General features: G+C 36.5%; 10 protein-coding genes. 2 read left to right on the top strand and 8 right to left on the bottom strand.

Annotated elements, in window-relative coordinates; all coding sequences use genetic code 11:
* Nucleotides 1-2: 2 nt before the first annotated feature.
* From FXX65_RS08505 to FXX65_RS08490, 4 genes are all read right to left on the bottom strand, one after another.
* The gene (locus tag FXX65_RS08505; RefSeq protein WP_147615912.1) at nucleotides 3-779 is read right to left on the bottom strand and encodes an ABC transporter permease; all 777 of its coding nucleotides are present in this window, start codon (nucleotides 777-779) and stop codon (nucleotides 3-5) included.
* A 144-nt stretch (nucleotides 780-923) separates the two neighbouring features.
* On the bottom strand, nucleotides 924-2,354 hold the full coding sequence (gene mtaB, locus FXX65_RS08500) for a tRNA (N(6)-L-threonylcarbamoyladenosine(37)-C(2))-methylthiotransferase MtaB (RefSeq protein ID WP_147615911.1): 1,431 nt from the start codon (nucleotides 2,352-2,354) through the stop codon (nucleotides 924-926).
* Nucleotides 2,355-2,364: 10 nt separating this feature from the next.
* Nucleotides 2,365-2,988, bottom strand: coding sequence for a tetratricopeptide repeat protein (locus FXX65_RS08495; protein WP_147615910.1), 624 nt, complete (start codon nucleotides 2,986-2,988; stop codon nucleotides 2,365-2,367).
* A 20-nt stretch (nucleotides 2,989-3,008) separates the two neighbouring features.
* A complete protein-coding gene (locus FXX65_RS08490) occupies nucleotides 3,009-3,368 on the bottom strand; it encodes a bactofilin family protein (RefSeq protein ID WP_147614103.1) in 360 nt (119 codons plus the stop codon).
* A 116-nt stretch (nucleotides 3,369-3,484) separates the two neighbouring features.
* Between FXX65_RS08490 and FXX65_RS08485 the strand changes: the two genes are divergently transcribed.
* Both FXX65_RS08485 and FXX65_RS08480 read left to right on the top strand, forming a co-directional pair.
* Nucleotides 3,485-4,750 carry a CapA family protein gene (locus FXX65_RS08485; protein WP_147615909.1) on the top strand — a complete coding sequence of 422 codons (1,266 nt, stop codon included), beginning with the start codon at nucleotides 3,485-3,487 and terminating at the stop codon, nucleotides 4,748-4,750.
* Nucleotides 4,741-7,338: a helicase-related protein gene (locus tag FXX65_RS08480; RefSeq protein WP_147615908.1), complete on the top strand. Its 2,598-nt coding sequence runs from the start codon at nucleotides 4,741-4,743 to the stop codon at nucleotides 7,336-7,338. The genes FXX65_RS08485 and FXX65_RS08480 overlap by 10 nt, the downstream gene beginning before the upstream one ends.
* 1 nt (nucleotide 7,339) lies before the next feature.
* On the opposite strand, the gene FXX65_RS08475 is transcribed toward FXX65_RS08480, so the two are convergent.
* Genes FXX65_RS08475 through FXX65_RS08460 form a run of 4 tightly spaced genes read right to left on the bottom strand, consistent with a single transcriptional unit; the run spans nucleotide 7,340 to nucleotide 12,683 of the window.
* A complete protein-coding gene (locus tag FXX65_RS08475) occupies nucleotides 7,340-9,082 on the bottom strand; it encodes a HEAT repeat domain-containing protein (RefSeq protein WP_147615907.1) in 1,743 nt (580 codons plus the stop codon).
* 30 nt (nucleotides 9,083-9,112) lie between these two features.
* Nucleotides 9,113-10,252: a tRNA guanosine(34) transglycosylase Tgt gene (gene tgt / locus FXX65_RS08470; RefSeq protein ID WP_147615906.1), complete on the bottom strand. Its 1,140-nt coding sequence runs from the start codon at nucleotides 10,250-10,252 to the stop codon at nucleotides 9,113-9,115.
* 14 nt (nucleotides 10,253-10,266) lie between these two features.
* Nucleotides 10,267-11,337: an LptF/LptG family permease gene (locus tag FXX65_RS08465; RefSeq protein WP_147615905.1), complete on the bottom strand. Its 1,071-nt coding sequence runs from the start codon at nucleotides 11,335-11,337 to the stop codon at nucleotides 10,267-10,269.
* Nucleotides 11,337-12,683, bottom strand: coding sequence for an LptF/LptG family permease (locus tag FXX65_RS08460; RefSeq protein WP_246104368.1), 1,347 nt, complete (start codon nucleotides 12,681-12,683; stop codon nucleotides 11,337-11,339). The genes FXX65_RS08465 and FXX65_RS08460 overlap by 1 nt, the downstream gene beginning before the upstream one ends.
* Nucleotides 12,684-12,715: the final 32 nt, after the last annotated feature.

Raw genomic sequence — 12,715 nt, 5'->3', positions numbered from 1 at the left:
TCCTACAAAAGATAATACAGCACAATTATAAAGATGTCCGCAAGAATAATACCAAGCACAGATTTTCCAACCGCAGAAATTCCTGCAACTGGAATCTCCGTAGATGCTCGTTCAACGCTTAAACCGTAATATGTTGCCGTTATCGAAATGATTATTCCAAAAAGTACACTCTTTAAAACAGAAGTAAAAATTACAGAAGGCGAAATATTCGACAACAGCGAATCCAAATATGAGAACGATGTTAGAGGATTTATAAAAAATTCGATTATCGCAGGTCCTATAAGTCCGCAAAACGAAAAATAAAGGTTTAAAAAAAAGACAGAAAGAGTAACTCCCAAAAATCTCGGAGAAACAAGATGGCTTATCGGGTCAACTCCACAGGAAATATAACTTTCTATCTGGTGAGAAGTAACCATTCCCCCAAGTTCTGTAGCGATTGCTGTTGCTGAACGCGCGATTACTATAAATCCAACGATTACAGGTCCTAATTCAAGAGTTATCACGATGCTCAAAAATTTATAGATTAAAAAAGCTTGCCCAATCGAAGAAAGAAATCTTGCGCCCATTATGTAGATTGCAGTTCCCATCGCAGTTGCAATTATGCAGATTAAAGGAAGTGCTTCTATAAATGTAAAAAGCAGTTGCATAATCAAAATCTTTCGACTGTTTTTTGTGCTTAAAAATGCAAAAGAACTTAAAAGCGTGCGTCCAATGTATCCAAATACGTAAGGGACGCCGTCAAAATAGTGTATTATGCAATGACCAAGTTTTGAAATCATAAATCCGATTATAGCGATTTATAAATCTACAGAAAAGATAAAGGGATTGCAGTTATGCGGCAATATGGTAAATAACAGCAAAAATAAAAAACTGCACTCGTGCAGTGAGTTTTTAAGAAGCAGACAAAATAAAAAATTACAGCCTTACACAAAACCTTGAAAGTCCGCCAAAGTGTCGCATTCGCCTGTAACTTCGTCCTTTGTAAGAGGACGCCTTATTTTTACATAGATTAAAGAGCCGCTTTGTGGGAATTTTTCTTCTTTTGTAAAAATCAACTGGCAATGAAGAAAATTATCTGTAACCGCGTGAACGATAACTCTATCTTTTAAAACTTTTGGCTTATGAACATTTTCGCAGATTGCAATCAAAGTCGCCCCTATAAAAGAATTTATATAGTCATTTTTTGAAATTGAATTGTAATCTTCCAGCAGCGAAACCCTTTTTCCTGCAACAGAATTTGGTACCATCGGTCGCATTTTGTAAGCAAGTGTATTTGGACGAGCGCTAAATGGAAAAGCGTGAACAAAAGTAAAACCGCAGTCTTTTAACATTTTCATCGTAAGTGCAAAATCTTCTTCGCTTTCTCCCGGGAACCCTGCAATTATATCACAAGCAAAAAAAGGATTAGACTTTGCCTTTTTTAAAAGCGAGCAAGCTTTATAAACCGCTTCAATCTTATACGGTCTCTTCATTTTTAAAAGTATCGAATCGCTTCCGCTTTGAACAGAAATATGAAAATGAGGGCAAACTCTGGGATTTTCTACGATTTTTGCAAATTCTTCATCAACGGTCTCTGGGTACAAACTTGAAATTCTTATCCTTATTTTTTTTGTATTTTCCAGTATGAGTTTTAAGAGTGCCGAAAAATTGACATAGTCGCCATTCCAAAATCCTCTATACTGCGAAATGTTTACGGTTGTAATTACAACTTCGTTCTGTCCGCTTTCTTCGAGTGCTTTTATCCGCGACAGGACTTGTTCAACTTCAAGGCTCACAGATTTTCCGCGGGCAAGGCGGATTGCGCAATAAGTACAAACGCAATTACATCCATCTTGAATTTTTAGCGATGCACGAGAATGATGAATAAAGCCGTCTGGCACAAGTCTAAATGGTTGCTGAATTTCTGCAATGCTTGAAAGAGCGCTTATCCTTTTTGATTTTTCATCGATTGCATTTGCAAGCGCCTTGCCAAAAAGAAAAGGGTTTTTATTCAAAAAATCTGGAATATCTGCAAGGTGGCCTTTGTATTGCCCACCCAAAACACAAACGCGCTCACCTATCGAGCGAATTTCTTCCGCAGAATTTTGAGCATAGCATCCTGTAACTAAAACCGCACTGTTTGGACATTTAAAAAGCAAAAGCCTTATTATTCTGCGAGCTTTTTGTTCTGCTTTTGCAGTTACGGTACAGGTATTTACTATGCAAAGAATTATATCATCATCTTGAAGTTTAGAAGCGGAAAAAGGAGTCATGGAAACAGAAAAACCCGAATTCTTAAACGCAGATGCGGCTCCCTCGCTTTCCACCTGATTTAACTTGCAACCTAGAGTTTCAAAATGTATTTTTTTAGGCATTTTTTTGTCGTTAGCGAAGTCTTGCCGAAACTCTCTCTTTTCCACGCTGAGCATCTTCGTTGGAAGGCTTTAATTCCAGTGCCTTGTCGTAAGCAACCAGAGAAGAATCGTAGTTTCCTGCCATTTCTCTCGCATAAGCGCACCTTGTCCACCAGTAGTCAATCAAAGGTTCTGTGTGAACAGCTGCTGTAAAAGCTATGTCTGCATGCTGATATTTTGCCTGCCTTATGTATATTTCGCCCATGTAGTAATAAGCATTGCCGATTCGACTTCCATTTACAGGTACATTTGCAAGATAAAGCTGAAAGAGTTCCAGCGCTTCGGAATTTTTACCTAGATAGAATTTTGCTTCTCCTTGAATTTCTATCAAGCGCACATCTGTAGAATTTACCGCTCGTGCCTCTTTTGTTCTTTGTTCTGCTTCTGCATATTGGCGATTCCGCACCAAACTCCAGCAAAGCACACAGTAAGAATCTATATTTTGAGGATTTTCTGCGATTTCAAGTTCGCAAATTTTTATCGCTTCATCATACTTTCCATTTCTGTAAAGCAATAAAGCGTCCGCCCTCTGCTGCGAAAAAATCGAACACAAAAAAATTGAAAAGAAAGCAAAGCCTAAAAATATCTTTTTCATTTTTCCCACCTTAAAAATAATCAGTCTTTCATAGTGCATTTTCCAGAAAATCTGGAACCTATTTCAAGGACAACCTGACGAGCGCTTATATCGCCAGTTACAGAACCTGTCGAAGCGACAAAAACCAAATCACGTCCAACGATATTGCCTTCTACTTTGCCACGAACCAAAACTCGACTGGCATTTATACCAGCATTAACAACTGCACCAGAATCTATAACAAGATCGCTTGTCGCTTCTATAGAGCCAGAAACATTGCCTTTTATCATAAAGGGTTTTGCAAAACTGATTTTTCCATGAAAATCTATATCAGAAGCAAGGATCGTATCAAAATCTTCTTCTTCGAGGTCAAAAAGGTCGTTATCTTTTACTTCAAACATAAAAGCCATTTTACAGAGATAAATCACTTTATTCAATTCACAATCGTAAAATCGCTCGAAAACGTATCGTTCAATTTTCGCAATTTTTAATTTGCTTCCTCGCTCAAGTTGTTTTTATGAACTGTTTTTACTATACTTTGTCTATGATTTTTACTCGCTCCTGTGCACCAAAATTTTTTACATCAACAGCAAAATCCCTTGTTTTAATAATTCTACTTTTTTCCTGCTCTTCTACAAAGCAGAAAATCGTTGACGAAACACAGCAAGAGCAAGCTGCGAACGAAAAAATCACAACTCAAATAAACCTTACCTTTGCTGGCGACATAATGGCTCATCCAGTAAATTTTCGCCAAAAAGATTTTTCTAAAATATGGCAGGATTTAAAATCTGTTTTGCAGGGAGAAGACCTCTGTTTTGCAAACATAGAAGCACCAGTTTGCGACAGCTTGGAATGGAGCGGATATCCGCAGTTCAATATGCATTCAACTTATGTAAAAGCTGCTAAAGACGTTGGATTTAATGTTTTTTCGCTTGCAAACAATCATTCAAACGATTGGTATTTAGAAGGAATAAACGAAACGAGAACTTTTTTTGAAAGGTTTGAAAAGACAGATGGAATATACGCCTGTGGGCTACGAAAAAAAAATGATTCAAAAATAACACATCGCATAATCGAAAAAAACGGCTGGAAAATTCTTTTCGTCGCCTTTACAGAAATCTTAAACAGACCAGACGCTGCAAATTTTGTAGATTACTTTCCTCAAAAAAAGCAAAAAGAATTGATTGGAACGCTAAAAAAATTGCGAGAGCAAAATGAAGCCGATTTATTTATCGTAAGCGTGCACACAGACGAAGAAGAATACAAAAAGCAAGTTACACAGAGCCACAGAATTTTCTTTAAAACGCTCGTAAAAGAATGCAAAGCAGACGTTATCTGGGCAAATCATCCGCACGTTACAAAGGAGTTTGAAACTATCGAGGTTTTTGATGATGAAACTTCCAGAAAAGCCTTTATAATGTACGGAAACGGAAATACGATTTCTGGACAGAGGACGCGACCTTCTCTACAAAAAAATCCAGACGAAAGGGACGACACAGGCGATGGTCTTTTGATAAAAGTAAAATTCCAAAAAGAAACGCTCCTCAATCTAAAAAGGGACGATGCTAAAAATAAAAAAACAAAAAACAAAATAACTCTTACAAAAATTGAACCACATCTAATTACAACCTACATAACTCCAGACGGACAGTTTGTTGTAAGACTTGCGGATGAAGATTTTATTCACTGCCTTGAGCGTTCGGCGCTTTTGCTTTGGGCAAACTATATAAAATCGAGAATAAAAATTTATGAAGATTTAAAAGGAATATCTAAATGGCAATAGACTATAAAAAACTTCCTGTATATGAACAAAAAAATTTGATTTTAGACGAACTCAAAAAAAAACAGGTAATAGTCGTTCAATCTCCAACAGGCTCCGGAAAAACGACCCAAATTCCAGTCATTCTACACGAAGCAGGATATTCTAAAGACGGAATCATCGCCGTAACACAACCTAGGAGAATTTCAGCACTTTCTGTGAGCGAGTTTATAGCAAAGCAACTAAAAACTTCGTATCCGGGTTTAGTCGGTTACAAAATGAGATTTGAAGATAAAACCGACGAAACGACAAAAATAAAAATAATGACCGATGGAATTTTATTACAGGAGATGAAGCTCGACCCCTGGCTTTCAAAATATTCTGTAATAATGGTCGATGAAGCACACGAGCGCAGTTTGAATATAGATTTTTGTCTTGGGCTTTTAAAGCGAGTTTTAGCAGCAAGACCAGATTTTAAAGTAATCGTTTCTTCTGCAACTATGAACGCACAAGCGTTTTCTTCCTATTTTTATAACTGTCCAATCGTGGATATAAAAACTCAGACCTTTCCTGTAACAATGGTTTACGATCCGCCAAAATCAAAGGCCACAACTTTGACAGAAACTGGCATACAAGTGCTGCTTTCAAAAATTCAATCGACTATTGAACGCATTTTGGATAACAAAGAGCAAGGCGACATCTTAGTTTTTTTACCAGGAGAAAAAGTGATAAAAGACTGCATGCAAAATCTTTTAACTTCTCCGTTCCGCTCAAAACTTCACCTTATTCCGCTTTATGGAAGACTTCCAAAAGAAGAGCAGGAAAAAGTATTTAATTCTGCACCATTTGGAAAAAAGAAAGTCGTAATTTCAACAAATATCGCAGAAACTTCCGTCACTATAAACGGCATAACAACTGTAATCGATTCTGGACTTGCAAAACTCAATTTTTACAATCCTATGACTTACTCTTCTTCTTTAATCGAAACCCCGGTGAGCAAAGCAAGTTGCAGCCAAAGGCGTGGCAGAGCGGGAAGAACCTGTGCAGGAACCTGCTATCGACTTTACAGCAGAGCCGATTTTGAAAAACGCCCCGAATACACGACAGAAGAGATTTTTCGAACAGATTTAAGCGAAGTCTGCCTCAGGATGAGCGAACTGGGAATAACGGATTTTGAAAATTTTGACTTTATTTCAAAACCAGAAAAGAACAACATCCTTGGTGCAATAGAAACTCTAAATATGCTAAAAGCATTAAACGAAGACAGAACACTATCTGCAATCGGAAAGCTCATGGTAGAATTTCCATTAGAGCCACGTGTAAGCAGAATTCTAGTAGAAAGCATAATGAACTATCCAGATGTGCTCGAAGAATCTGTAATTGCAGCGTCATTTTTAAGCACGCAATCTCCGTTTGTGCTTCCCATGGGCGAAGAGATGGACGCAAGGGCTGCCCACCACGCATTTAGAGACATACAAGGCGATTTTGTTTCTTACGTAAAACTTTTTCGTAAATGGCAGGCCACACAGAACAAAACTCGCTTTTGCCAGAACAATTATCTCGATGAAAAGGTGATGAGAGAAATTGAAAGCATAAAGGAGCAGTTAGAAGAAGAGATAACCGCTTTGGGAATTCCAATTTCTTCCGGCGGTTCGATGGAAAACTATCTTTGCTGCATCGTAGCCGGAATGATTCAATTTGTGTGCATTCGCGTAGGAAAAGAAAATTACCGTTCGCTCACAGAAGAGAGAATTTCAATTCATCCAGGAAGTGGAATGTTTAGAGCAGATCCGCTTTTTATAGTGGCAGGAGAAATTGTGCGGACAAGCAGAATGTTTGCAATGAGCGTAAGTCCGCTTACAAAAGCAATCCTTGCAAAAATCGATAAAAATTTAGAATCCAGACTGCAAAATTCGCGTGGAATAAGAGAAAAAATCTTTGCTGGAAAATTTGAATCATTAAAAAGTCAGACAAAAAATAAAAGATTAAAATTTGCAAACGATGAAAATCCATTTGACAAAAAAACTGAAATTCTACAAAAAGATAAAAGCGAAGCGACTGCCCTTTCTTTTGGAGGAGAAAAATTTGAAATTCAAAAAATTAAGGGAAAAAAAGTTGCAATCTTTCCTTTAGAAAAATTAAAATCCGCACTAAAAAAAGAAAAAGATGAAAATTATCTGGAAAGCCTTTCTTCTATACGTGGAAAAATACTTTTAAACGACGGAACTTTGCTCGCTGGCGAAAAATTCAACCTGATAAAAAAAGTTGCAAAAAATTTAAATCTAAATCCTGTAAGCGAAGACGATTTTTCTAAAAAATTAAACCTAACAATGGGAACAAAAGACGAAGAGGCAAAGCTCATAGAAAGTTTAAAATTCGTTTTAAGGGTAAAAATCGCAAAGCCAAAACAAAAAGAATACGGTTTTATAACTTTGTACAGCGATGGCAAAGGAACTTATTGGTTTAAAGTTACAAGAAGTTTTTCGACCGCGTTGAATGAAAGTTTAGCCTCGCTAGAAAGCCTTGCAGACGATTCTACAAGCATGCTTTCTGTGGCGCAAAAAGAAAAAGTGAATATGCTATACAGACTTTTAAACAGCCTTTATGAATGATTCATTTTGAATCGGAAGAATTGGATTTTGTAGAAATCGAAGCAGGTGTTTTCGATTTTGAAGAATTTTTATTTTCTTTGTTTTTCTCGTTTTCTTCTTTGATTTTTGCCGCCTGTAAAACTGCACTGTCTTTTGAGCCTAGAATTTTTTCTGCCTTTGTTGCATTCACATTGTTTTTAGAATTTTTTGCTCCGTCAAGCACCAGCTTTCGCACAAGCGGAGTTATATCTTCGTATCTGCCTTTTGCATATATATCAAGACCTGTGCCTTGCGTTGCAGAATCCTTTGATTCAAGGTATTTTTTGCAGATTTCAGAAAAACTTTTTCGGCCATATTTTGCAAATTCTTTGCCCAAAGCGTATCTAAGCGATTTTCGCCTGTCGTCAGTTAGAGATTCTTCTGCCAAAGCGATTATTTCCTTTTCGCCTGCATTGCCATATTCAAGGAGTGCTCTTGCAATGCGACTTTTTGGATTATCCGCAACTTTTTTATCGGTTATATGCTTTACAAGATATTCGTTTCCTTCTTTTGTATTTAAAAAAGCAAGTGCATCATAAGAAATTTTCTTGATGGAATCTTCCTTGTCTTTTTCGAGCCTATAAATGATAAAAGGTGTCGCTTCTTTAAAATCATTTTTTTTGCAAACTTCTATCGCTTCCAAACGAACAGCAACATGAGAATCTCTAATCGCTTGCAATATAGTCTTTTTGGCTTCTTCATTTTCTGGAAAATAAGAAAGCCCTTTTATAACATAGGTTCTTAATTTTGGATCGTTATCTTCATATAGTTTTACAAGAACTCCTACAGCTTCTTCTTTTTGCATAGAACCAATCGCTTCTGCACTGTACATTCGCACAAAAGAATTTTCATCTTCGTCTGTTGCCATTTGAACAAGGCTTTCAAAGGTTTCCACAGCTTTTATTTTTCCCAAAACTTTTACAAGATTTTGCTTTTGAGCGAGCGTCAAATCTTCCCGTTTTAAATATTCGCTCAAAAATACCGCCTCTTCACTTCCGCCAATTTCGCCAATCGTAGTTAGAGAAGGTGTAAAATATTTTTCATCATCGCTTTCTAACAGTGCAAGAACTGGTTTTAACGCTGCCTTAGTTTTTACCGCTTGAACATAGTTAAAAACTGCGTTTACAGTTGAAGTTTTTTCGTCGTAAGGGTCTTCCAAAATTGAAATTGCATAATCTTCTAAGCAAGGGTCTTTTAATTTTGTAAAATATTCGAGGATTTTTTCGCGGATTGCAGTATTTTTAGTTGAATAAAAAAGGTCGTAAACTTCATCTACAAAACGCACATCTTCATTTTTTAACAGATTGTCAATCAAAGAGATTATGTCCTCTTCCATTCCGTATTTGAGCGTTTCCTCATTTTCCTTTTTTGTGTCGGGATATTCGATTTCCAAACGCTCAATTTTTTCTTTATCCTGTTTTAAAGGTCTCTTTTTTGCAGTTTCACCTGATTCAGCTTCCCTTTGTGCCTGATTTTCGCTTTTTGAAGATTCAACGTTTTTTGTTTCAAGTTTTTCTTCTTGAGATGATTCTTGTAAAGTTTCGCCATTTTGAGATTGAGAAATTTCGTGTAGATTTTTGCTTTCCTTCGATTGTGAATTTGCAGCTGGAGTTTCAAGCGATTGAGAATTTGTAGTTACAGTTTTAAGCGGTTGTTGCAAATTTTCATCCGAAAAGAGAAAAAAATTGATCAAAACAAAGCAATAAATAAAAAAAAATTTTTTCATAAAACCTCAAAATCTAAATCTAAAAAAAATCTATTTTATAGCACCAGCTTTATATCGCTGTAAAAAATCAATTCTGTACTGTTCAAAGCGATTTTCTTCAATCGAAGTCCTTATTTCTTTCATCATGTTGTGCAAAAAATAAAGGTTATGATAACTTGCAAGCATGCAGCTTAAAATTTCTTGCTCTTTAAAAAGATGCCTGAGATAACTTCTAGAATATGTGCGACAAACTTTGCAGTTGCATTCCTTATCTATCGGAGAAAAATCGCGAATAAACCTTTCCTGTTTTATAGAAAGATTGCCATCTCGTGTAAAATAAGAACCGTTTCTTGCATTACGAGTTGGAAGAACACAGTCGAACATATCGATTCCGCTGCGAACAGCATCTAAAATATAGTCTGGAGTGCCAATTCCCATGACATATTTTGCTTTTGTTTTTGGAAGATTTTCCACCGTATAGTCGAGCATTGAAGCAAATTCCTCCGCGGGCTCACCAACACTTAAACCACCAATCGCAATCGCAGGCAAATCCATAGAAGTTACAAATTCGCTGGAACGCTTGCGCAAATCTTTGAAAAAATTCCCCTGAACAATAGGAAGCAAAATTCCTTTATAACCTTCATCCTTTTTTTTAAGCCATTCATCTTTTGCACGCGCAAGCCACTTTTCTGTTATGGCAAGAGCATTTATCGCTTCTTTTTTTTCGATTCCCCAGCCAGTGCACACATCCAACTGCATCTGAACATCTGAATTGAATTGAGTTTGAACATCTACAACCCTTTCTGGAGTAAACATGTGGCGGCTTCCGTCAATATTGCTCGCAAAAAAAGCGCCTTCTTCGGTTATCTTCCGAAGTTTTGAAAGGCTCCAGACCTGAAATCCACCAGAATCCGTCAAAAAATTTTTATTCCAACAGGAAAATCCATGCAAACCGCCAGCCGCTTCTATAACATCGCTTCCAGGTCGCAAAAAAAGATGATAGGTATTTGCGAGGATTATTTCAAAACCAATTTCTTCCAAATCATCTTTTGTAAGCGCTTTTACAGTTGCACTTGTTCCTACAGGCATAAAAACTGGAGTTTGAACATCGCCGTGTGCAAGATGCAAAGTTCCAGTCCTTGCTTTGCCGTCTGTAGATTCGTGTTTTATAGTGAAAATTTCAGAAATCATAAAAATCCTCATCCTTAAGTTCTAGCGTATTTTAACAAAACCATGCTTAAAATTACAAACAAAAATACAGGAAGCCACGCTCCCAAAAAAGGTGAAAGAATACCAAATTTTGCCATCAACATGGTTACCATCTGGAAGACATAATAAACCACAGCGGCAGTGATGCAACTTGCCAAACTTATGAGCATAACGTTTTTCCGAGTTTTGCCACTCAAGCCTATGGACAAAAATACTACGATAAAAAGTATAAAAGGAAAAGCAAACTTTCTGTAATAAATGCTCAAAGGCTCGTTATACGGAAGCCCTACCCGCTTTAGATGAGTTATGTATTCTTTTGCCTGCTTTGTATTTACGGTTTCTACAGAGATTACATTATTGCGAAAGGTTTCTGGAAATTCTGTGAGCCTTTTCATCGTATCTTCATCAACTGGAGCAGATTGGAGATTTCCTTCGTTAAAAACATATTTGAGTCCGCCGCTCAATTTCCAATAATTTTCTTCCCAAAGAGCAGAATCTGCGCGGATTATGCAATTTAAAGATTTATCATCGTTTCTGATAACTACATAAAGATTATACAGACGCATAAAAGCATCGTCATAATAATCTGCCTTGTAGACGATATTTCCCATTTCTGCCATAACAACAATCTTATCGTTATTTAAACTTTTTTCCCGATTGAGTGAAAAATCCTGCAATTCAACTTTTTTGGCATAGGTTGGAACTACAAGATTGTCTTCAAAATAAAAAAGTGCAAAACTCAAAAGGAACGAAAACGCGAGAATCGGAAAAGTGAATTTTACAAGCGGAACTCCAGAAGCAAAGACTGCAATCAATTCGTTATTTGCATAAAAGTCGGAAAGCGTGTACGAAACCGCAAACAAAATTGAAAGCGGAGCGGAATACCAGATTGCCTTTGGGAAATATAAAATCATTATAGTAAAAACCCTTTGGGCGCTGACAGCATTTGAAATAAAATTCCAAAGGTTCAAAAACAAATCCACTAAAACCAGGACAAAGGCAAAAAACAGCAGCGAACCTATGAATAACGGAAAAAATTTTTTAAATATGTATTTTACTAAAGTCATCACTTACCCAAAAGTTTTAAATAAAAAAGCGTTCCTGCAATCGTAATCGTGATGTTTGGAAGCCACATAACCAAAAAACCATTCAAGCCACCACGGTTTCCAAAAATCTGACCCAAAATCATCATTGTCCAGTACAGAACGCAGATTACAATTCCAATTATAAGTCCAATCGTCTGCCCATTGTGCTTACCAAAAAGAAAAGCGAGCGGAAGTGCCAAAAAAGCAAAAAAAATTGAACCAAAGGGAAGCGAAAATTTTTTGTTGTATTCAAGCTTATATGAATTGAGCTGCTTTTTAGAATAATCGTCGCTTTTTTCCATATCTTTTATTCGCCTTCGTAAGTCGTAAGAAGTCATTTCCCTTGGGCTAACTCTAAAAGACGCTGCTTCGATAGAAGATTCAAAGACATTGAGTTGAGTTTTTTGAGCAGTTAAAATTTCGTAAGAATCTTTTTTCTCTTTATCAAAAAATAAAACAACAGAATCGTCCATTTCAAGATTCATCAAAACGCCGTCGGAAGACGATTTTTTTACGGTCGAATCTTGCGCGATTATTATTCGCTGTTGACCGTCGGAACTCGTGTCAAAAAAAATCAGATCGCTTACTTTATCGCCGAGCACATTTCCAATTACCAAAATTTTATCGACTGCTTTTTTTACAGAGTTAGGTTCAAGTTCTATCGCAGGATTTGATACCAGAATTGAGCGATACAGCCTGTTGTATTTTATAGTTCCCAACGGAAGAAGAAAATCGTTTACAAAAAATGAGCCAAGCGAAATCGCTCCACCCAAAATCAAAACTGGCAAGAGGATTGTCTTATAACTTTGTCCCGATGCTCGAAAAATTAAAATTTCATTTTCAGAAACCAAACGCCCAAGACACATCAAAAAACCGACGAGCGTTGCAAATGGGGCAGACTGTGCAATTATAGAAGGCAATGCATAAGTCATAAGAAGGATGACATCCCAAAGCGGAACTTTTTTTTCCAGAATTTTTTGAATTATTAAAAGTATTTGATTTACAAAAAAAATAAAAAAGAAAAACAAAAATGCGACAAAAAAATAAAGAAAAAGCTCTCGCAAAAGATAGCGATAAAATACGTGGCGGTTTAAGCCAGATTTTTCCTGCATAAAACCGTCTACAGTTTGAGATTGCGTCTTTAATCCTAACTTAAATAAAATTACAGCCGTTTTATGAAAAATCCAATTTAAAAGGTTAAAATCCTCTAAAAAAGTTTTTATCTTTTGCTCATAAATAGTTTGAATTTTTATGCGAAGAGGGCTTTTTGTCCAAAGCCTGTGATAATAATATCCAAGTGCTTCTACATGACGGATATGACGAGACAACCAAGAAGAATGATATTTTAAATACAGGAAAT

It is taken from the genome of Treponema pectinovorum, assembly GCF_900497595.1.
GTDB classification, from domain to species: Bacteria; Spirochaetota; Spirochaetia; order Treponematales; family Treponemataceae; genus Treponema_D; species Treponema_D pectinovorum.
Note: the sequence above shows the minus strand (reverse complement) of the source record. Positions and strands in the feature narration are given on the sequence as shown.